19 protein-coding genes are annotated in these 20,220 nt (G+C 33.8%); 5 read left to right on the forward strand and 14 right to left on the reverse strand.

Translation table 11 applies throughout. From position 1 onward, the window contains the following. Positions 1 to 72 precede the first annotated feature (72 nt). Positions 73 to 1,419 carry a sigma-54-dependent transcriptional regulator gene (locus tag OGZ34_RS06210; RefSeq protein WP_263362464.1) on the forward strand — a complete coding sequence of 449 codons (1,347 nt, stop codon included), beginning with the start codon at positions 73 to 75 and terminating at the stop codon, positions 1,417 to 1,419. A 67-nt stretch (positions 1,420 to 1,486) separates the two neighbouring features. Beyond that, the gene (locus OGZ34_RS06215; protein WP_173964832.1) at positions 1,487 to 2,812 is read left to right on the forward strand and encodes a sensor histidine kinase; all 1,326 of its coding nucleotides are present in this window, start codon (positions 1,487 to 1,489) and stop codon (positions 2,810 to 2,812) included. A gap of 165 nt (positions 2,813 to 2,977) precedes the next feature. Here OGZ34_RS06215 and OGZ34_RS06220 read toward each other — a convergent pair whose 3' ends face one another. The 5 genes from OGZ34_RS06220 to OGZ34_RS06240 form a co-directional block, all read right to left on the reverse strand. Further along, positions 2,978 to 3,304 carry an MGMT family protein gene (locus OGZ34_RS06220; RefSeq protein WP_263362466.1) on the reverse strand — a complete coding sequence of 109 codons (327 nt, stop codon included), beginning with the start codon at positions 3,302 to 3,304 and terminating at the stop codon, positions 2,978 to 2,980. Positions 3,305 to 3,507: 203 nt separating this feature from the next. After that, entirely contained in the window at positions 3,508 to 4,143 is a 636-nt protein-coding gene (locus tag OGZ34_RS06225) for a LysE family transporter (RefSeq protein ID WP_173964830.1), read from the reverse strand. A gap of 41 nt (positions 4,144 to 4,184) precedes the next feature. Beyond that, positions 4,185 to 4,862 (reverse strand): tRNA (guanosine(46)-N7)-methyltransferase TrmB, encoded by a 678-nt coding sequence (gene trmB / locus OGZ34_RS06230; protein ID WP_173964829.1) that lies wholly within the window; start codon positions 4,860 to 4,862, stop codon positions 4,185 to 4,187. 388 nt (positions 4,863 to 5,250) lie between these two features. After that, positions 5,251 to 6,633, reverse strand: coding sequence for an ammonium transporter (locus OGZ34_RS06235; RefSeq protein WP_173964828.1), 1,383 nt, complete (start codon positions 6,631 to 6,633; stop codon positions 5,251 to 5,253). A gap of 262 nt (positions 6,634 to 6,895) precedes the next feature. Next, the gene (locus OGZ34_RS06240) at positions 6,896 to 7,387 is read right to left on the reverse strand and encodes a nuclear transport factor 2 family protein (RefSeq protein ID WP_173964827.1); all 492 of its coding nucleotides are present in this window, start codon (positions 7,385 to 7,387) and stop codon (positions 6,896 to 6,898) included. 219 nt (positions 7,388 to 7,606) lie between these two features. Here OGZ34_RS06240 and OGZ34_RS06245 point away from each other — a divergent pair, with 219 nt between their 5' ends. Then, positions 7,607 to 8,284, forward strand: coding sequence for a hypothetical protein (locus tag OGZ34_RS06245; protein ID WP_263362467.1), 678 nt, complete (start codon positions 7,607 to 7,609; stop codon positions 8,282 to 8,284). Positions 8,285 to 8,592: 308 nt separating this feature from the next. Here the strand turns inward: OGZ34_RS06245 and wrbA are convergent, their stop codons facing one another. Then, complete coding sequence (gene wrbA, locus OGZ34_RS06250; protein WP_263362468.1) at positions 8,593 to 9,753, reverse strand: NAD(P)H:quinone oxidoreductase; 1,161 nt, start codon at positions 9,751 to 9,753, stop codon at positions 8,593 to 8,595. A 730-nt stretch (positions 9,754 to 10,483) separates the two neighbouring features. Between wrbA and OGZ34_RS06255 the strand changes: the two genes are divergently transcribed. Then, a complete protein-coding gene (locus OGZ34_RS06255) occupies positions 10,484 to 11,140 on the forward strand; it encodes an NAD(P)H-binding protein (RefSeq protein ID WP_263362469.1) in 657 nt (218 codons plus the stop codon). A 54-nt stretch (positions 11,141 to 11,194) separates the two neighbouring features. On the opposite strand, the gene OGZ34_RS06260 is transcribed toward OGZ34_RS06255, so the two are convergent. Beyond that, on the reverse strand, positions 11,195 to 11,509 hold the full coding sequence (locus OGZ34_RS06260; RefSeq protein WP_173964823.1) for an HPF/RaiA family ribosome-associated protein: 315 nt from the start codon (positions 11,507 to 11,509) through the stop codon (positions 11,195 to 11,197). A gap of 478 nt (positions 11,510 to 11,987) precedes the next feature. Between OGZ34_RS06260 and OGZ34_RS06265 the strand changes: the two genes are divergently transcribed. Further along, the gene (locus OGZ34_RS06265; protein ID WP_263362470.1) at positions 11,988 to 12,221 is read left to right on the forward strand and encodes a hypothetical protein; all 234 of its coding nucleotides are present in this window, start codon (positions 11,988 to 11,990) and stop codon (positions 12,219 to 12,221) included. Between the two features lie 30 nt (positions 12,222 to 12,251). Here OGZ34_RS06265 and OGZ34_RS06270 read toward each other — a convergent pair whose 3' ends face one another. The 7 genes from OGZ34_RS06270 to OGZ34_RS06300 are packed head-to-tail and all read right to left on the reverse strand — an operon-like array spanning position 12,252 to position 20,180. Continuing rightward, a complete protein-coding gene (locus OGZ34_RS06270) occupies positions 12,252 to 13,034 on the reverse strand; it encodes an HNH endonuclease (RefSeq protein WP_263362471.1) in 783 nt (260 codons plus the stop codon). A gap of 40 nt (positions 13,035 to 13,074) precedes the next feature. Beyond that, a complete protein-coding gene (locus tag OGZ34_RS06275; RefSeq protein ID WP_263362472.1) occupies positions 13,075 to 14,025 on the reverse strand; it encodes an HNH endonuclease in 951 nt (316 codons plus the stop codon). Continuing rightward, positions 14,022 to 14,963: a DUF3883 domain-containing protein gene (locus tag OGZ34_RS06280; RefSeq protein WP_263362473.1), complete on the reverse strand. Its 942-nt coding sequence runs from the start codon at positions 14,961 to 14,963 to the stop codon at positions 14,022 to 14,024. The genes OGZ34_RS06275 and OGZ34_RS06280 overlap by 4 nt, the downstream gene beginning before the upstream one ends. Then, positions 14,944 to 16,899 carry a DEAD/DEAH box helicase gene (locus OGZ34_RS06285; protein WP_263362474.1) on the reverse strand — a complete coding sequence of 652 codons (1,956 nt, stop codon included), beginning with the start codon at positions 16,897 to 16,899 and terminating at the stop codon, positions 14,944 to 14,946. Before OGZ34_RS06285 ends, OGZ34_RS06280 begins: the two co-directional genes overlap by 20 nt. Beyond that, entirely contained in the window at positions 16,899 to 18,269 is a 1,371-nt protein-coding gene (locus OGZ34_RS06290) for a ParB N-terminal domain-containing protein (protein ID WP_263362476.1), read from the reverse strand. The genes OGZ34_RS06285 and OGZ34_RS06290 overlap by 1 nt, the downstream gene beginning before the upstream one ends. Next, positions 18,266 to 19,978, reverse strand: a complete 1,713-nt coding sequence (locus OGZ34_RS06295) for a DNA cytosine methyltransferase (protein ID WP_263362477.1) — start codon at positions 19,976 to 19,978, stop codon at positions 18,266 to 18,268. The genes OGZ34_RS06290 and OGZ34_RS06295 overlap by 4 nt, the downstream gene beginning before the upstream one ends. Continuing rightward, complete coding sequence (locus tag OGZ34_RS06300; protein WP_263362478.1) at positions 19,968 to 20,180, reverse strand: helix-turn-helix domain-containing protein; 213 nt, start codon at positions 20,178 to 20,180, stop codon at positions 19,968 to 19,970. Before OGZ34_RS06300 ends, OGZ34_RS06295 begins: the two co-directional genes overlap by 11 nt. Positions 20,181 to 20,220 lie beyond the last annotated feature (40 nt).

Below are 20,220 nucleotides of genomic sequence, written 5' to 3' on the forward strand. Positions count from 1 at the left end.
TAAAAACCATCCAAAATAGAAGTGTTCGGAAATGAACAGTTGACCGTTCAGAATCGGACAAAAAAAGACAGCATGCGAAAAAAACAAGCCCAAATATTAATCGTTGACGATCAGGAAGAAATTCTTTTTTCGGCAAAAATGATCCTCAAAAAACATTTTGAAACCATTTTTACGACAAATAGTCCTAAAAAAATCATTTCAATTTTAAGTGAAAATGAAATAAATGTGGTTTTGTTAGACATGAATTACCGGATTGGTTTTGAAGACGGACGCGAAGGAATCCATTGGCTGAAGGAAATAAAAACACTTTCGCCGCAAACGATTGTGATCTTAATGACTGCTTTTGGTAAAATTGATACCGCAGTTGAAGGAATCAAAATTGGTGCTTTCGATTATGTTTTGAAACCCTGGAACAACGAAAAATTACTGGAGATCATTGATAAAGCAGTAATTGAAAGTCGAAAAAACAGTAAAAAAGAAATAGTTGAAAAAACGACCAAAAGTTATTTTACAGGAACTTCTCTAAAGATCAAACAAGCCTATTCGATTGCCGAAAGAGTAGCTAAAACGGATGCCAACGTTTTGATACTTGGTGAAAACGGAACCGGAAAATATGTTTTTGCAGAGTACATTCATCTGAATTCAGAACGTAAAGAGCGCCCTTTTGTACATGTCGATCTGGGTTCGCTGAGTGATAATTTATTCGAAAGTGAACTTTTTGGTTATGTCAAAGGAGCTTTTACAGATGCTAAAACCGATACGGCCGGAAGATTTGAAACGGCTTCGGGAGGTACGATCTTTCTGGATGAAATAGGGAATATTCCGCTGCATCTGCAATCTAAGTTACTGCACGTTTTGCAAACTAAAACCGTAACCCGCTTGGGAGAGAGCAGAGCAAGGCCGCTAAATGTAAGGATTATTGCCGCTACTAATGCCGATATAAAAACTGAGGTGAAAAATAAAACATTTCGTGAAGATTTGCTGTACCGCATCAACACGATGGAGATTTATCTGCCTTCTTTACGCGAACGAAAAGACGATATCGTTCCGATGGCTAATTTTATTCTGGATAAGATTGCCGAAAAATACAATCAGGAAAATTGGCGTTTTGAGGATAACGTCGGTCCTTATTTGGAGAAATATCCCTGGAAAGGAAATATTCGGGAGTTGGAGAATAAAATTGAACGCGCTTTAATTTTAGCCGATAACCAGACTATTTCGGTGACCAATCTGGATATTTTGGATTTCGAAGAATTTCAGGAAAATGATGAAAATCCGTTATCTGAAATGGAAAGAAGTGCTATCGAAAAAACATTGTTTAAAAACAATGGAAACATTAGTAAAACAGCTGAAGAGCTTGGGTTGTCAAGAGCAGCTTTGTACCGAAGAATTGAAAAATACGATCTAAAAAACACCTAAACTCAAAAAGTGGTTTGAGGCAAACCTTAAGGAATGTTTTTTAGCTGCGGGACCAAAAAATAAATTAATGAAGAACTGGAAATTTTATAACGCTTTGTTTGCAAGGGTGCTGCTCGTCATGATCCCCTTTTTCTTTTGTGTCTTTCTCATTTACAAAACGTTTTATTACAATGCGCTTCTAGTTGGTTTTGTGGTTTTACTATTATTGGCCGAAATGTACTTTTTTGTTAAAAATCAGTCTTTGTTTTATGATAAAATGCTTCTTTCGATCTTGCAGAATGACTTTTCAAGTAATTTTCCCGAAGAACACAAAACAGACAATTTCAGGAATTTGTTTTTGTTGTATGATAAGCTAAGGTTTCAGCGACAGGAACAGACTTCAAAAGAACGCATCTATCAGTCTATTTTAAACAACATTGATACCGCTACTTTAATTCTCGAGAAAGAAGGGGAGGATTGGAATCTTTTTTTAATGAACGATTGCTTTTCCAACTTATTTAAGGTGCCAAAAGTAAGCCATTGGAAATACCTTAAAAATTACCTGCCATCTCTTTGTGAGGAAATTGAAAAAATGGGTTTTACCGAATTGAAATCGGCTATTTCTATCAAAATTGAAGAGCAGGATTTGCAGACTTTTATGCTGCAGACCTCGCATACAAAAACGTACGACAAAGAGTATTTTATTATTTTGCTGGACAGTATTCAACGGGTCATTGAGAAAAAGGAGAAAGAAGCCTGGATTAATCTGATGAAAATTATCTCGCACGAGTTAATGAACTCCTTAACGCCAATTCGTGCGCTTTCGCAGAATTTACTCCAAATCGTAGATCAGGAAGCATTAGAAGAGGATGATTTTGAAGATATCAAAAGCAGTATTTCGACGATTATCAATCGAAGTGATCATTTGCAGGCTTTTGTAGAAAACTACCGAAAACTGGCGATGCTGCCGACTCCGACAAAAAAAATGACTTCTATAAATGTTCTTTTTGAAGACTGTCTTCGGGTGATGAGTCCGATTTTAAAAGCGGAAAATGTTGAATTGGTAAACGAAATCAATAGTTCGAGATCGATTTTAATTGATAAAAGTCAGATGGAACAGGTGATTATTAATTTAATCACAAATAGTATTTATGCACTGAAAGAAAAGAATGAAAAGAAGATGTTTTTATCGGCCTATACCGAAAACAATCGTTTTTTTATTACCATTTCGGATAACGGAAAAGGGATCGATACCGAGATCAGAGATAAAGTTTTTCTGCCTTTTTTTACTACGAGAAAAGATGGTGCCGGAATTGGACTGACGCTTTCTAAAAATATCATCGAAGCGCATGGAGGCTACTTGAGTTATCAAACCGATGAAGACAGAACCAGTTTTGTGATTTGTCTGATTTAGTTAAGATATCAAAAAGTAAATAGTACGAAATATACGGTTCGCACAATCAAATTATGATTGTCATCTTTGGACTTTAAGATGCAGAAGGAAGACGGGGGCAGAGCTGTTTGGAACGAAATCTTGCGTCCCTTGCGCTTTCATTGCGTCCTTTGTGGTTAAAAAAATTTAAAGTTCGATTTCCGGCTGCCAGAAGTGTTTTTCAAAATCTATAATCTGATTGTCTATAACTTCGATGCCTTCGTTTTCGAGTAGCTGCTGCATTAAATTGGTTCCGTCAAAATGATGTTTTCCGGTCAGCAGCCCTTTTCTGTTTACAACACGGTGTGCCGGAACATCATCTATATTATGACAGGCGTTCATTGCCCAGCCTACCATTCGGGCAGAACGGGCAGTTCCTAAAGCTTTGGCTATTGCGCCATACGAAGTTACTTTTCCGTGCGGAATTTGTCTGGCAATCGCATAAACTCTTTCAAAAAAATTATCTTCAGCCATAATTTGTAACACAGGTTAAAGGGTGAGAAATGATTTTACTAACGAAATTTTCACGCAGATTTTATGCATTAAAAAGAAGCTAAAAAAGCTTTTAATTTATTAAAGAAAAAGGATTTGCTTAATCTGCAAAATCTGCGTGAAACTAAAATTTTACAAACAAAGAAAATTACCTCTCGTCCTATATAATTTGAACTTATATTTTATTAGCTGAAATAATAATTCAAAATATTAAAAAGCGTCAGAAGAGCAATTAATCCTGTGATACTTCCAATGATGGTATTCATGTTTCGCATCAGATAATCTGTTTTTTTTTCGATTCGCCCAAAGAAACCGATGTAGCTGTATAGTGCAGCAAATGAACCTAAAACAGATCCGAATACAAAGGTAAAAATGATGTTGTTTTCGAATACAAAAAGGTGATAAGAAGCCAAAGTAACACTTACAACCACATAATACGGAATCGGGAAAAAGTTCAGTCCGGAAAGCAACATTCCTAAAAAGAAACGGCTTTTTTTGCTGCTCTTTTTAATCTTCGATTTTTTGGCTTTAGGTTCTTTAGCGATAAACAAAAAGTAAATCGTTAAAACAGAGAAAATAGCAAATCCCACTTCACGTAACAAAGTCACCACATCCGGGCGATTGTCGATAACCTGCGCAAATAAAACGGCTAAAGAAACCTGAAAAAAGATAACCAATACAGCTCCGGCAACAAACCATAAGGCATTTTTTTTACCCTCTTTCAAATTTACTTTGGCGGCAGTCATGTTGATCAGACCTGGTGGAATAATCCCAATGAAAGCAGCAAGAAAACCTGAAAGTAATGGGGTAAGTAATGCCATTCAGTTGTTTAATGGGTTTGAAAAACGTTTTTAAAATTAAATTAGTCTTTAATTTTGAAACGAATATACGTAATTGCCTTGTTAATCTCTAAATATTGTTTCTCATAAAAAGTCTGGAATGCAGTAACTTCTTCCGGGCTTCCTTCGTTTTTATACACATTATGATTTGCGTATAAAACTTCGTGACCTTCACCGTGAAGTAACCCTAGTGTATAACCGTGCATAAATTCGCTGTCGGTTTTTAAGTTTACGACACCGTCTTTTTTAAGGATTTTTTTATACAGTTTTAAAAACTCCGAATTGGTCATACGGTGTTTTGTTCTTTTGTATTTGATTTGCGGATCCGGAAAAGTAATCCAGATTTCGTCTACCTCATGATCAGCAAAAATATGATTGATCAGTTCGATCTGAGTTCGAACAAATGCAACATTATGTAATCCGTTTTCTACGGCGGTTTTAGCACCTCTCCAGAAACGGGCTCCTTTAATATCAATTCCAATAAAATTTTTGTTTGGATATCTTTCTGCTAATCCAACAGAATATTCTCCTTTTCCACATCCTAATTCTAAAACTAATGGATTGTCATTTTTAAAGAAATCAGAATTCCATTTTCCTTTCAAAGGCATTAAATCACCTACAACTTCTTCTCTGGTTGGTTGAAAAACGTTTTGAAATGTTTCGTTTTCTCTGAATCTTTTTAGTTTATTTTTACTTCCCACTTTTACAAAAATTTTCAGCAAAATTAAGGAATATAAACGAATGAAAATAGCACAATTAGCTTTAAAAGTTTTCCTTCACGAATTTTCATCAAGGATATTTTTTTTCGCCACGAATTCACGAATTAATTTAAGCGGTTTGGTCGGAAAAAATTAGTGCAAATTAGTGGAATTCGTGGCAACCTTTTTTTAGCCGCAGATTAACACAGATAAAAAATCGGTTAAATTCTTTTAATTTGTGGTAAGAGAAATAGTAAGAATATAAACGAATGCAAATAGCGTAATTACGTTCTAAAAGTTTTTCGCCACGAATTCACGAATTAATTTAAGCGGTATGGACGGAAAAAAATTAGTGTAAATTAGTGGAATTCGTGGCGGGAGAAAAGATTTTTTACCCGTAATGCGGTTCTGCAATAGGTTTTAATTTTGGATCAAGCGTCTCATCGTGTTGGGAGAGATCCAGTCCGATATGCTCGTTTTCTTCAGAAACACGTAACGGAATAATAAAATTGGTCACTTTGAAAAGGAAATAGGCTCCGAAGAAAGTAAAGATTGAAACCAAAACCAATGCCATCATATGATGTGCAAATACATTCCATCCTCCGTGTAGTAAACTTGCGTCTTCGCCATGGGCAAAAACGGCGGTTAAAATCATTCCCATAATACCGCCAACACCGTGACAGGCAAAAACATCAAGTGTATCATCGAATTTTTTCGAGAAACGACAATTTACAACCGAATTAGAAACCAAAGCCGTTATAAATCCAAAAAACATACTTTCAGGAACCGATACAAATCCGGCAGCGGGTGTTATGGCCACCAGACCTACAACAGCTCCAATGCAGGCACCAAGAGCCGAGACTTTTCTGCCGTTCATTCGGTCAAAGAAAACCCAGGTTAACATGGCTGCGGCCGATGAGGTTGTAGTTGTAGCAAAAGCCATTGCGGCGGTTCCGTTGGCAGCAAGAGCTGAGCCAGCGTTGAATCCGAACCATCCAAACCATAACATTCCGGTTCCTAACAATACAAACGGAATGTTGGTTGGAATATGTAAACTGTTTTTTCTTTTTCCTAAAACCAGTACTCCTGCCAAAGCGGCAAAGCCGGAACTCATGTGTACGACTGTTCCTCCTGCAAAATCTTTCACACCAAAATAACTTCCTAAAATACCTGTTGGATACCAAACGGCATGGCATAAAGGAGCATAGATGAAAAGAGTAAACAGACTGATGAAAATTAAATACGATATAAAACGAACGCGCTCTGCAAAGGATCCGGTAATAATTGCAGGGGCGATAATTGCAAACTTCATTTGAAACAAAGCAAAAAGCATAAACGGAATCGTACTCGCCAATTGTTTATGAGGCAAAACCCCCACATAATCCATAAAAGCAAAAGTAGTTGGGTTTCCAAAGAAACTATAAAAATGGCCTCCCAAGTTAAGTCCTACAGGATCGCCAAAAGCCAGACTAAAGGCAACCACAACCCACAGAAGTGTTACAACCCCTAAACAGATAAAACTCTGTAACATGGTCGAAATCACATTCTTCTTACCGACCATTCCGCCGTAAAAAAACGATAATCCCGGGGTCATGATCAAAACCAGGCAGCAGGAGGTTAACATCCAGGCAACATCGGCAGGAACGATATGATCGGTTGTGCCAAATTCAGCTAATACATAACTATTTTCGGTTACAGTTGGCCAAAAAGCACCGGTAATGCATACAATACTTATAATAATAAAGGAAATGATCCAGCGTTTTTCTATTTTCATTTTTCAGATACTTTATTTAACCCTATTTTTTATAGGGTCAAAGTTATGAAAAAATGAATATTCTGTATTGCAGGGCTTTGAAAATAGAGGTACGAGTTGTATTTTAGTCAATTTTATAAAATCCAATCCGTTTTTTTGAGAGTATCTTATTTTACACTTCCAAAAAATGGGCAAAATTGTCAATTGTATTATAATGAAATTGCCACTACATCCTCTAAAGCGCTAGAAAAGTTAGGATTATAAAAAGAAAGTTCGAAAATGTTTATTTTTTTTGAAGCTTTGCAATAAAAACGTCCTCAATTGGTGCTTTAATTTTGATCGCAGCATCCACTTCTTCATTAGGAACCGTCATCGATAAAACATAATGTTGTATTTTCCAGTCTTTCCCTACTTTAACCAAAACTCCTGATCCGCGGCAAATTTTCATCTGAGTGTTTAGCAATTCGTCAAACCAGGCAATTTTTCCGGTTTTGTCAAAAAAGATATGACGTTCTAATGCTTTAAAATTCCAGGCAGTTCCTTTGTCAAAATAAGGTTTCGCCCAAACTTTAAAATCTTTTTTGTTCCAGTTTTCTGTAGCATCTGTTCCAATGAAAATCGCATCATCGGCCATTAAATCAAAATAAGCATCAAATTTCACCTCACCGGCAGCTTTGTGCCAGGCATCGATAGTTTGGTTGACTTTGTCTTTTTCAGAAGTTTGCGCGTTTGCAAAAGCAGTAACAAATAATAAAAGTAAGATTGATTTTTTCATAAGAGGTTTGTTTTGGATTTAAAGTTAGCAAAAAATATAGTTTAATCTCGCAAAGACGCAGAGCCGCAAAGCTTTTATTTTAAAACCCGCACGAAACATTAACTTTGCGTCTTTGCGTCTTCGCGAGCCCAATTCACCGGGCAAAACTTAAATTATCTTACATCACTTATGTGTTATAATATGATTTAGTATATTTGATAGTTTTTAAATCGATACATCATGAATCCAAAAATACTTATCACCTCATTAGTGCTTACCTCAGTCTTTTTAACTTCTTGTAAAAAGGAATTAGAGCCTCAGGAAAATACACCAAATTCTGAATTGGTAAAACTGGGACTGGCAAAAGATACGGCAAAAGTAAATTCGGTTGTTCAGACTCAGGCTCAGGCTCCTGTAACCGCAAATCCAAATACAGTTTTGAGTGCCAATGGCGGAATGAATCCTGCACACGGGCAACCCGGACATCGCTGTGACATTGCAGTTGGCGCGCCATTAAATTCGGCTCCAACACAAGGGCAAACAGCAACTGTACAGCCTGCGCAAACGGTTCAGGTAAAACCGGGACAACAAAATGTGGTGACTACGACAACTGTCGCACCGGCAAAAGTGGCTAAAGGAATGAATCCTGCTCACGGACAACCCGGACATCGATGCGATATTCCGGTCGGAGCGCCTTTAAATTCTCCTGTAGCGGCCAAACAGCCTGCCGCCGCCAATACAGCTCAAAGCGGATCTTCTTCACAAACCTTTACCGTAACGCCACCCGCAACAGATAATGCTGTGCCGGCTCTATTAAGTACAGAAACGGCAACTGTAGCCGACGGAAAGAATCCTGCACATGGAAAACCGGGGCATCGCTGCGATATTGCAGTTGGGGCGCCATTACCAAAATCATAAGGAAGCCAAGAATTGTATAAATAATAATCTGGGCGTGCCACCAATATAAAAAGGGGCTGACTATTGCAATCGCTTAGTCGCCCCTTTTTATATTGCTGTCGGGCTTTCGCTGCTACTTCGGTAGCTTAGCTCTATCCCTCACGCGAAAAACTAGGTTGTATTATAAAATATAGGTAGTCCCTATGAGCGATGTCATTAAGCTAAGCTTTTTTAAGCACAATCTCTTTGCGATTTCAAAGTAAAGCGTAATTCACGAAACTTTGTGGCCTTTGCGTAATTCTTTGCGAACTTTGCGGTAAAATTTTCCTTTATTCAATTTCAAAAATCGCCTGAATTTCAACAGCCGAATTAATCGGTAACGAAGCCGCTCCAATGGTTGCTCTGGCGTGTTTTCCTTTTTCTCCAAAAACCAAAGCCGTCAGGTTTGAAGCCGAATTCATAAGGGCTGCATGTTGTGTATATTCCGGAGTGGTATTAAAATATCCTGTTAACTGTACACATTGTTTTACTTTGTTCAAATCGCCACCGCAAGCTTCTTTCAAAACGGCCATTACATTTAGCATCGTTTGATACGTAGCTTCTTTGGCCTGATCATCCGTAACCGTTGCTCCAACTTTACCTGGATTCAAAATCTTACCGTCTTTTAAAGCCACCTGATTAATGTATACTTTATGATTTGAAATCGTAAACGGAACATAATTTCCAACTGGTTTAGGAGCTTCAGGAAGTACAATATTATTGTCTTTTAATGTTTTGTTGATATCGCTTTTAGCTTCAATGGCAGTTGTTTTGACTACTTTATTACTTTCTGTATTTTTCAATCCCGAAGCTACTCTTGCTAGAGCTTTTCCTTGCTCTTTAGCCAAGTTCAATTCGCTTTGTGACGGACGCGTTCCAACAGATCCTGCCAATGAAGTTGCTCCAAACGGAGTATTTCCTTGCGGAACTGTTTTGTCCAAAGTGGCTGTTCCCATGATTCCGGTAGGCACGATCACCATTCCGTGAGACGCAAGAATATTCCAGAACGATAAAATCGCAGCTTCTTTTCCTGCTCCCGATCCTGCCGACATAAATACTGTGGCTGGTTTTCCTTCTAAAGCTCTTGAAGTCCAAAGCGGAATACTCTGACCGAAGAAGTAATTCATATCGGCACTAATATTTGCAAAGTGAACAGGGCTTCCAAAAGCGATTCCGTCATAATTTGCAAGCTCTTCGATGGTTGCAATTGGTAATTTCTCTACATCAACATTCAATTTTTCTTTCGGATTGATCGAAGGAACACGTTTTAGAATTGCTTTTGCATTAGGATATTCCTGAATTCCTTCGGCAATAGATTTGGCCATTTTATAAGTTCCGCCATTTTGAGAATAAATCAAAACCAGCACATTTGTTTCAGATGATTTTACTTGCGCATTTACGCCAAAGCCTATAAATACTGCGATTAATAATACGAGTAGTTGCTTTTTCATGAGGGTAATTTTTAATAATTTGTAATGGATAATCTCAATTAAGAAGCTTGTTTTTATTTCAAAAACTAAGTTCCACTTTTGGGACTGCAAAATTACTTCTTACAATATCAAAAAGCGTTATTATTATGTTAATCGTGTTTTGCTTTGCGTTGTTTGTTGTCGATGTTTTAACAAATCGTGAGTGTGAAAAACTTTTAAAGTGGGCTGAAAGCCCTAAAAGCAATAGCGTAATGCAATGCGAATTAAATCAAGAGTTGAAATTGCCCTGAAAGGGCAACAGCAAATAGACAATAAAGATTGAGGAAAACCGCAGTTTCTCATAAAAAATAATGTAAAAACAGAATAAATGTTCCCTTTGAAATTTGGCTTTCGCCCTTTCAGGGCTTAAAACAAAATTCATCTTCATTCATAGTGCTTCGCACCATGTTTTGGCTATAGCTCTTTCAGAGCAACATATTCTGAACGTTTATAGTCACAGATTAAATAGACTAGAAGAAATCTGCGTGAAAAATATTTAAACATATAGAAACATAGGATTTAAAAATGAATAAAAAAGACTTAAATACAAATCAAGATTTGGTACATAGCTAAGTGTATTTAAACAAATGAAATGCCTTTTTTTAAGTTTGCAAAATCTATGTTTCTATGTGTTTAAAAACTCAGCCCAAAAAGTTTATGTATAAAGTAAGCCTATAAATTTCTAACTTCGAGGAAACAAATCGCCTTACTTATGAAAAAAGCAATTCTGTACGGAGCAAGCGGGCTAGTTGGCTCTTATATTCTCGAAAATTTGTTGAACAATGACAACTATGAACAAGTAATAATTGTAGTAAGGAAAGATTTAAACATCCAGCATCCAAAGCTAAAAACGCTGATAGGCGATTTTAACTCCTTACCCAAAGTAGTGAAGGACATTCAGGTTGATGAAGTCTTTATCGCTCTTGGTACCACACAGAAGAAAACACCGGACAAAAAGTTATACTATCAAATAGATCACGATTACCCAATTCTGGCAGCAAAACTGGCAAAAGAAAACGGAGCAAAAGCAGTTTTTCTGGTTTCGGCACTTGGTGCAAATGCGAAATCGTCGATATTTTACACCAAATTAAAAGGAGAAACTGAACAAGGGATCATCACTTTGGATTTACAGCATACTTATATCTTTCGGCCTTCGATTATTTTGGGAGACCGAAAAGAAAGCCGACCTATGGAAAAAGTATTCATTGGAATATTTAAATTGATCAACCCGTTGTTTGTGGGAAGTTTAAGTAAATACAAAGGAATAGAAGCCGAAGATATTGCCAAAGCAATGGTGAAAAGCGCAGATCAATTAGATCAGAAAGTAAAAATAGTACACTGGGAAGAAATGACGGCTTTGCTAAAATAGAAAATGGCCTTATCCGGATTAGAGATAAGGCCATTTTTATGGATGGTATATAAATTAATATGCTTTCATTTTTTCGAAAGTAGTAGTAAGAGATTTTTTTGCTTTCGCCAATGCACCGATAAAAGCTTTTTCGAGTGTATCGGCATGTTCTGTAACAGTTACTGGTTGTAATTTTGCAGTACGAACTTCAATCACACATTTTTTATCGTTTAAGCTAAATTTCTCTCCGTTTTCATCGCCAAAATGTACTTCGATGCGGGTTATTTTTTCCTCAAAACGCGCTAAACCTTTTTCTAATTCGCCAGAGAAATAAGCTTCTAATCTTTCGTGTCCTTCGATGTTCTTGTCGGTATTGATCTGAATTTTCATATGGGTTTATATTTAATGATTGTTTCTCAAAGCTATCTTTTTTTAGACAAAAACACAAGTAGGTTAATAAAACATTAAGAAATTAATTTGGCTTTTTTTGTCATTTCGATCGAAGAGAGAAATCACACAAGTAACTCCGCAAGGTTTGATTTAGATCGTAGAGTTACTCACGAGGATTTCTCATTCTTCGAAATGACATACTTTATGGATATTTTGTGTTTTACGTGCTATTTGTCATTCCTGAGGCACGAGGAATCCCCACAAGTAACTCCGCAACAATAGAGAAGTTAAAAACTAAGAAAATCCTCCATAACTTTTTTGGTTTTCATATCTTCGCAGTCCTAAAACTTTCAGATTATGAACTTGACTAAACTTTTGCCCGTGTGGTACGCTGGCGGTATTGGAAACAACTGCAACGCTCTGAAAGGCGTAGGACAGCTAACCCATTCGGGTTTTATATCCCTTAAACTTTCAGATTATGAGTACAAACACCCTTTCCAAAGAAACCGAATTAAGGTTAACTGATTTTTTCAGTAATTCGATTGATCCCGAAACAATGGCAAAAACCATTCGTCAGGTAAACTATGCGCTTGCCTTAAGCGTAATGCAGGAACACGAATCCCTACAATCCGAGAAGACCAACCTCCAAAATGGTTTTTACTGGCTGAATCAATTAGCCGAAATCTTAAATCCGTATCTGGATGTTGAATAAACTTGAAAAGCCACTGTGAAGTGGCTTTTTTTATGACGTCGTTTGTTTGTTGAAAATTGTGTCTAAATGATATTCAAGAAATTCTTTTCTGGGAGAATACTTTTGAGCGACAATAATTTGTTGATTTTCAATTGAAGCAAAATATCTGTTGAAGAACTCAGTGTCTTTTTTCTTTTTAATTGAATCAGAAAATATTATTTCATGGTTTGTATTTATTCCAATTAGCCCTTTGTCAAATGCTTTGTCATAAAGTGCCGAAAAGCAAATTCCGTTTTCAGGATTTAGACGATGTTCTTCGTTCTTAGACCAAGGGATTATATGACTGGCAAATAATAATTCAGGAATATCAATTCCCGTGATTGAACATTTATTATTATAGTTTGATAAAACCATTTGTCTAAAAACAGATTGATTTACTCTGGTTTTTACGACTCTTCTAACATCTTCTCCTTTTAAATTTTTTATATCGAAAAGTATGTTTTCATATTTACTTTCAATTGATGTCTGCTCTTTTTGTGCTAGAATTTGTTCACTTAAGAATATTAATTCTTCTTGGTTATGGAAAAATTCATCCCAGATAGGCTGTACCTGATTCATTCCATTTTTTAAGCCACTAATTCCTCTATTAATGTGAAACGGATCGATACTAGCAAAATTTCCTAATCTCATTACTATTGAAGAAGGAGTTCGGTTTATATGAATAGCTAACTTTATAATTTCAGGATTTTTGGTATGTGTTTTCCCAAAAGTAATTTTTAAGTATAAATTGAAGGCTAAAATTAGTTCCTCTTTTGACCAGTAATTTTTTGCCATATTTAATTTATGAACTACTAAATGGATAATTCAGTAAGTTTTATATTGTATATCCTATTCTGGCCCAGTGATTCTTTAGAGCTTCGATGGAAGGATTTATTTTTCTTGGTTTAATCTCTAAATTTTCTCCATCTATAAGAGAATCAATTAACCAGCTTCTATTCTCAAACTTATGTTTGAATAAAATTATTCTGTTGTTATTGTCTAATGTAAAGAATCCTTTTTCAAATGCTTTGTCATGCATTAAACAAAGACATAGGCCATTATTGATATGGCCTCGTAAATCCTTATTGTCTGCCCAGCGAGTTATATGTCCACTAATAAGAAATCCTTTTCCTTCAACTGTACATCTGGGATAACAACATTTATAGTTAAAATTAAGTTTTACATTTTCAGAAAATTCTTGATGACCTATTCTTAATTCTAATTCTTTAAGAGATACACCTGTTGAAATTTCATCTTTTAATTTAGATCTTTCTTTCGATAAAGTTTGTATAAGTTTTGAAGCTAAATTATTATCGAATTCAGAAAAATAGCCACCGTTTTGACATCTTAATTTTCCACTCTGAATGACATAAAACAATCTTTTTTTATCTTTTTTTTTAGCCTTATTTATTTTAAAATATTCACACAACTGAGGTTCATTATTACTAAAAAAATCAGATAATGGTATAGGTGGGTTTAATTCTTTATAATCGGTTAAATCAACTTTATAAAAAGATTTGCTATAACTCCAAACATGATTAGTCAACGATGGATTATCGTTGGTAATATAGCCATCTGTTAATGCCGTGGAATAACCTAGAAAGCTTTCGATGCCTTTAATTTTACTAATATGAAAAATTAAATCCCCTTTAACTACTTCATCAACTAAATACCAATAGGGCCAATTTTGCCCATTATTCTTTTTTGTTGGAGCCCAAATACTTTCTGAAAAGTTCCAGCCTGAATCATATTTAGTTTGATTTGTTCTTAATTCTATCCAAATCATAATGATTTTTTTAATTCAATTTTGTAATTGTCAATTTTTTTACTCCACTTATCATCCTGCAAAATTTTGATATATGGGTTTTGAATCATTAATGGGATATAATTTGTTTCATTCATTCTATCTCTATTAATCAAATAAATCCAATATTTTTCTTTCTTTAATCTAGCTATATTACATTCATTCATCGACCAGAAGAAATATGGTTTTTTCCCTTCATATGATTTCACTTCTATGAATCTATTATATTCGGTATCTTCGGTATTGTCAAATGAAGCAATGTCATAACCTTCATTTACTATATATTCTGCTACCCACTCTACTTTTGCATTTCCTAATCTTTTCTTTTCATAACTTAAAACAAATTTTTCAGCTATTATTCCATTAAGTTTTTTCTGTTCAAGTTCATTTTCAAGTTCATTTGGAGAAATTTTTCGGAGTGGTCTCTCTAAAAATTTCTTTGCTAAAGTGTAATTTTGAACTATTACAATTCCTTCTTTGTCTGTTTTTACTAATAAACCTAAATTCTGTAAAACTGTAAAAAATATTCTGTGTTTAACTTGTACTGAAAAAATATTTATAGAAATGTCGTCATCTACTATTGTAAATTTGGAATTAATGAATAATGATTGATTTAAATGATCATTATTGATTATTATTGATAAGTAAAAAAAAATTAATTCATCTATTAGCTTATCCGAATTAATTTTTAATTTTATCTTGATTCTTTCATCTGTAATGTCAATATAATTTGATTTTAAAAGAAAAGTTATAATAAACTTAATGTCTATATCTTTTAAATTAGTAGTACGTGTTAAATTATAAAAAATATTAGTTATATTTTCATTTGTAATTTTTGAAAAGTAAAGGAGGCCTTCTGTTAATATTGCTTTATTGGACTGAAGCAATAAATCTTCTTTTTTATCGAGATCTATAATCATCTATAATAGAATTAATTAAAATGGTTCTCTCATTTTCAATATTCTCCTCAAAAAAAGGAATATCTTGTTCAATAATTTCCATCATTCTTCTAAATTTTGATTGGACTCGATTATGAATGTCACTATCTGCTCTTCTATTAGAAAGGATATGAAAATAATTTGTTTCATAAGAGACCTGATTCATGTTTTGATCTAGCCAAACTCTATGGATTCGATCTCTTGATTGAACATATGGTGCTGCGGCATACCATTGCTCAAAATATATGGCATTATGACAAATTTTGTGCAAAGAAATGGATTCACCTAGTACAATAGGATTTGAGATAATATAGTCTAAATCAGAATTTTTAAACTTATTAATAATATTCTCTCTTGTAATCTCTTCTTCATAATTACCATCATTTGATGTCTTTCTCGTTTCTCCTATAATATAAGCGCCTTTAAGTCCGCAAGATTCTAAATATTTATGAAGTCTTTTTATCGAGTCAATAAAAATGCCCCACAATATTACTTTACCTTTATTTAGAGCAATTTTCATAACTAAATCCTTCACTAATATATGCTTAGATGGAATGTATTCAGATCCAATATCTCGTACTTTTTGAGATAATGAATTACCAAGAAGACTTTCTAGTAATATTCTAGAATCAACCAATTCAAAATTCTCTTCTTGAAAACTTAGTAATGATTTATTTAATAAGTTTAAGTTATTACAACATTGTATCATTCGAAAATGAATACTTTGTCGATTAACTTCGCTATCACTATTAGAAATAGTAGCTTCTAATCTATCATAAACTTCAGATTCGAGACTAGATAATTGATTACATATGATTGGATGATCAATAAATGGAGGTAAATTTAGGTCTGATTTTTTTATTCGTACAAAAAAAGGTTTGATGTTTTCAATTAGCTGGTCTATATTTGATTGTACAGGATTTTGAGTTAAACCCTTTAAAAAATCTGGCCGAAATCCGGCTATATTTCTTTCAGGATAGATAAATTTGAAAATATTATAAAGATCTTCATATCCATTCGGGACAGGTGTTCCTGTTAAAATTATTCTAGATTTGGCCCAATTTGCTAAACTAAGAATATTGCTTGCCCAAATACCAGATAAACCTTTGAATTTATGAGCTTCATCGCAAACTAGCATGACCTTATTTGATTCAGATTTTAAAAATATCATTAATTCATCTATCAACGTTGGAACTGATTGATAAGTAATCAAATATAGTTCATATTCGTTGGGAGTAATTCCTTTTAAAATCTCTTTTTTTACACTTACAGAAACTTCTCCATTAATTCTGAAAGATTTAGGGAATCTTCCAAAACACTCTTGATATTCTTGTTCCCAAGGACCAAATGAAGAGGGAGGACCGATAATTAAAAGTTTATTTACGTATTTATCATCTGTTTTATTTAGATTATTTAAATAAGCATAAGCTGAATAAACGATAGATGTTTTTCCAGCCCCAGGAACTGAAAAATTACATGAATTTTGAGAGTAAGACATATGATAACCGCTAAGAACCTGTAATTTATACAAACGTCTTTTAGATAGCTTTACTTCAATAACATCACAAAATTCTTTGAATTCTTTTGTGTCATAGCTGTTTTCCCATATACTTCTAGCGTTATTTGAAAATTCTACGAAATTTTCTTGATTTTTTATTTCTTCAGCAATGACGTTATTAAATGCAGTATCAAAAATGAAATCGATTGATTTCATTTTTTTTTGAATTGAATTTTTAAAATTAAAAAGATATTGCTTGTCTTTAAATTGTTCATTGATTAGAACAATCTTATTAGGATTTGTATAATCTAATTCAAAATTGTTTCGTAGCCAATGCTTAACTTTTGGTTTGTTTAAAGGGTCTAAATTTCCAGTAAACTCAGTTCTATTATCAAAATAGAAAACATTAACGGAAGACATTATTTTAAATCTCTTTTTAGAGTTTCAGCAATTTTCCTTATTTTATCAATATACTTGTAATTTGTTTCAATCCGATTCTCATCTTGTAAAATTAGAAGTAGTTTTTGATTTATTTCAGTTTTACCTGTTGATTCAAATAAATCTTCATCAATGAGGTTTAAAAGTTTATCTAATGCATCTCTCAAAAATTGTTCAGGTTTGTCATCATTTTCTTTATCTCTTAACTTTGAATCTGCAATACCTAAGGCACTTTTAAAAGCATTTGAAGCTTTTTCTGCCCATATTTTATCTATTTTTTTTGCGGCATCTGCATGAGAAAGGCAATCTTTTTTAACAACTTCTTCTAAATCGGGAACTTCAATATCTTCAATTGACTCAAGATTTTCAATAAAATCTGACCATATTTTATGGTTGCTAAAAATCGCTTTATCCTTACTGTTTTTGAAATACCGTTCTCTAATTTTTTTTGAATCCCAATTGCCTTTTTGTCTTGGGTCAGCATTGTAATTCCATCTTATTAAATCAAAACCATAGGTTTTATAGTTTTCTATGTCATCATTATCAATATCCCATCCCGCAACTCCCTTTCCATCAGAATATAATTTATGTATATTTTCCAATTTAATAAATAAATCCTCAGTGTTCTCTAGCCTACTCCACATTTTATCAAAACCAATGTAATCAAGATATTCTAGCATTAGTTTTCCAATTCTGTACATTGTTTTTACTTTATTAACATTTTGGATTTTCATTATTGTACATAATTCCTCATATTTCATACGGGCTGATGTAACTTCGATAAAATTATCTACAAAATCCATAACTCGAATGTAGGGTTCTATAGCACCATAACTAACCTTTTCGTCTTGCCCCATTTGAATTTCGGCTTCAAGGCGCTTAATTTGATATTCCTTCTCACCTCCATCGCTATAAGTATCATCTAAAATAATAGCACGAAATTGTCTATTCAAGCCTTCTTTGTTTAATTCTCGTGCAATCATGAAACGTCTATTTCCATCTACAATTATACCGTCACGCGTTATAACCCCCGGAATTATTTGCTTTTTATCTCTTATGTCTTTTAGGGTTTTCTTATTATCTGATTCTGTTTTTTCCCATATCCATTTATGAATTTTTTCATTTACTTCATCAACACTTAACTTTGATAAATTAGTACCGTTTACCTGTGTGAATTCAATAACTTCTGTCCCAATTCTGCCATTTAAATAATTAAATCTCAATAAGCTAGTTGGAATCTCATAAACTTTTTCATTTCGAGTTTCCCCTTTATAATAGATAGGGTAAGTACCATCATATTTGTCAGACTCTTTTATTTTTTTTATCTCTACTTCAATGTTTGATGCATTCATATGTTTTTAATATTAGCTGTTGTAGATATTTTATTTATTGCATATAATGCAAAAAGTTGTTTAGTTGGTACAGTTTTTTTTAGGAATACAGTAGTCTCAATTTGAACAAATTCAGGGTCATTAATTACAATTTTTCCAATAATATTTTTTACTTCTTCAACAAGTCGAGTTGGTTCTAAAAAGATCCCGCTAGACTTTTGATTTTCAAACATTACTTGAAGTTTTTTTGCATCTCCTATTTTTTCAGAAAAACCATTATTAATTATTTTTAAAAAATTATCCCCCCCTTTAAATTTTGAAATAATAGATTCAAGTTTTTTATAATAACCATCTTCAATGTGTTGTATTGGAAATCCTTTTCCGGTTCCATATTGAATAGATGTTTTCCATCGACCATCTGGTTTGTTATTTTTCTCAATATTGTAATTTGAAAGTGTAACTGTCAAATTTCCTTCTTTGATTGCTTGCCATCTGCATCTAGCATCTTTCTTTTTTATTGGGGGATTATCAAATATTTTTTGATTATAATTATTTAAGTTTAGTACTCCTTTTAAATTTGGGATACAATTGACTACTAATTCTTTTTCTTGTTTAATTCCTAAAGAGTTTAAAACGGTTGCAGCAAACGCTCTACTTACTGAAGCACACACAGCATTGCCTACCAATCTCCATTTTGCACCTTCGGAACCAATAAATTGATAAGTTATGGGGAAACCCATAATTATTGCGGCTTCTCTTACTGTTGGCAATCTATATTCTCCGTCACCTTTTCTGCTGACTTCTGATTTATAAATTACTGATTCTCTAGAATTCGCTATTTTTGTTGCGGTAATTGTTCTACTTGGGTTGTTTTCATTTTCTGGAAATGACATTTTCCCCATAAAAGGATGGTTAGTTTTCCAATGTCTGGAAAATCTCCATTCTGATTCATAAACTCCGGTATCGTAAAAATGATCTGTTATTTTGTTTAGTTCAATCTCAATAGGATAAAGAATATCTTTAATTAATTTGTTACTCTTTTTTTCAAAAGGAGAAGGGAAATTTTTCTTGATTAAGCCTATTGATTTATAAAAGGGCAAGTTAAGTCCTGTATCTTTTTTCTGATGTGTTGGTGTAGGGATAATTAATTTTTTCTTTTTTATAATCTCACCAGAAATAAGCCTTTTTCTTGATTGGATTGAACCATAGTCTGCTGAATTTATAATAGTCGTATTATCATATAAATCTATAGCGATATTTAAAGGGCTAATTCTATGTTTTTTTGCCCAATTTTCAAGACCTAAATCTTTGAAGGTATAAGATGTTTGTAGATATCTTTTTGAGTTTACAACATTCTCCATAAACCAAGCTTTCAAAATGGAATTTGGTTTATGTTTTTTTACTGCAACAATTCTTAGAAAAGTTTCGGTCAATGAAACCCCAAGTGACTTGTCGGCATTACCAGATTTATTTGAGCTTGAGAAACTCACACATGGAGGGCTTCCAATAATGATATCTGTATCAGGAACCGCTTCAATTTCTTCAATTGAATTTTTAAAATCTAATATATTTTTAACTTCACAATTTAAATTAAAATTGTGATTATAGGTGTCTACAGCTGGTTTCCAGTGGTCGTATCCATGTTTTATGTCAAAACCTTGTTGTCTGAAGCCTTCAGAAAATCCTCCCGCGCCACAAAAAAAGTCGACAACGGTTAATTTATTCTTCATAATTAAATAATTCTTGAATGTTTACTTCGAGCGCTTTTGCAAGCTTTTCGATAATTAGTAGTGAAACATTTCTTCTTCCTTTTTCGATGTCAGAAATGTATGTTCGGTCTATGTTGGCAATATTGGCCAAATACTCTATTGAGTATTCTCTGTTTTCTCTTAAGGCTTTTATTTTGTTGCCAAATTTTTCTTTCAATTCCATTAGTGGATAAATATAAGAATGCGATGACGATTGCTCGGTT

Origin of the sequence: Flavobacterium collinsii (assembly GCF_946903285.1) — a bacterium.
Taxonomy (GTDB): Bacteria; Bacteroidota; Bacteroidia; order Flavobacteriales; family Flavobacteriaceae; genus Flavobacterium; species Flavobacterium collinsii.

Coding starts and splice junctions, on each gene's coding strand:
- OGZ34_RS06210 (WP_263362464.1), top strand. CDS start 73: ATGCGAAAAAAACAAGCCCAAATATTAATCGTTGACGATCAGGAAGAA.
- OGZ34_RS06215 (WP_173964832.1), top strand. CDS start 1,487: ATGAAGAACTGGAAATTTTATAACGCTTTGTTTGCAAGGGTGCTGCTC.
- OGZ34_RS06220 (WP_263362466.1), bottom strand. CDS start 3,304: ATGGCTGAAGATAATTTTTTTGAAAGAGTTTATGCGATTGCCAGACAA.
- OGZ34_RS06225 (WP_173964830.1), bottom strand. CDS start 4,143: ATGGCATTACTTACCCCATTACTTTCAGGTTTTCTTGCTGCTTTCATT.
- OGZ34_RS06235 (WP_173964828.1), bottom strand. CDS start 6,633: ATGAAAATAGAAAAACGCTGGATCATTTCCTTTATTATTATAAGTATT.
- OGZ34_RS06240 (WP_173964827.1), bottom strand. CDS start 7,387: ATGAAAAAATCAATCTTACTTTTATTATTTGTTACTGCTTTTGCAAAC.
- OGZ34_RS06245 (WP_263362467.1), top strand. CDS start 7,607: ATGAATCCAAAAATACTTATCACCTCATTAGTGCTTACCTCAGTCTTT.
- wrbA (WP_263362468.1), bottom strand. CDS start 9,753: ATGAAAAAGCAACTACTCGTATTATTAATCGCAGTATTTATAGGCTTT.
- OGZ34_RS06255 (WP_263362469.1), top strand. CDS start 10,484: ATGAAAAAAGCAATTCTGTACGGAGCAAGCGGGCTAGTTGGCTCTTAT.
- OGZ34_RS06260 (WP_173964823.1), bottom strand. CDS start 11,509: ATGAAAATTCAGATCAATACCGACAAGAACATCGAAGGACACGAAAGA.
- OGZ34_RS06265 (WP_263362470.1), top strand. CDS start 11,988: ATGAGTACAAACACCCTTTCCAAAGAAACCGAATTAAGGTTAACTGAT.
- OGZ34_RS06270 (WP_263362471.1), bottom strand. CDS start 13,034: ATGGCAAAAAATTACTGGTCAAAAGAGGAACTAATTTTAGCCTTCAAT.
- OGZ34_RS06275 (WP_263362472.1), bottom strand. CDS start 14,025: ATGATTTGGATAGAATTAAGAACAAATCAAACTAAATATGATTCAGGC.
- OGZ34_RS06280 (WP_263362473.1), bottom strand. CDS start 14,963: ATGATTATAGATCTCGATAAAAAAGAAGATTTATTGCTTCAGTCCAAT.
- OGZ34_RS06285 (WP_263362474.1), bottom strand. CDS start 16,899: ATGTCTTCCGTTAATGTTTTCTATTTTGATAATAGAACTGAGTTTACT.
- OGZ34_RS06290 (WP_263362476.1), bottom strand. CDS start 18,269: ATGAATGCATCAAACATTGAAGTAGAGATAAAAAAAATAAAAGAGTCT.
- OGZ34_RS06295 (WP_263362477.1), bottom strand. CDS start 19,978: ATGAAGAATAAATTAACCGTTGTCGACTTTTTTTGTGGCGCGGGAGGA.
- OGZ34_RS06300 (WP_263362478.1), bottom strand. CDS start 20,180: ATGGAATTGAAAGAAAAATTTGGCAACAAAATAAAAGCCTTAAGAGAA.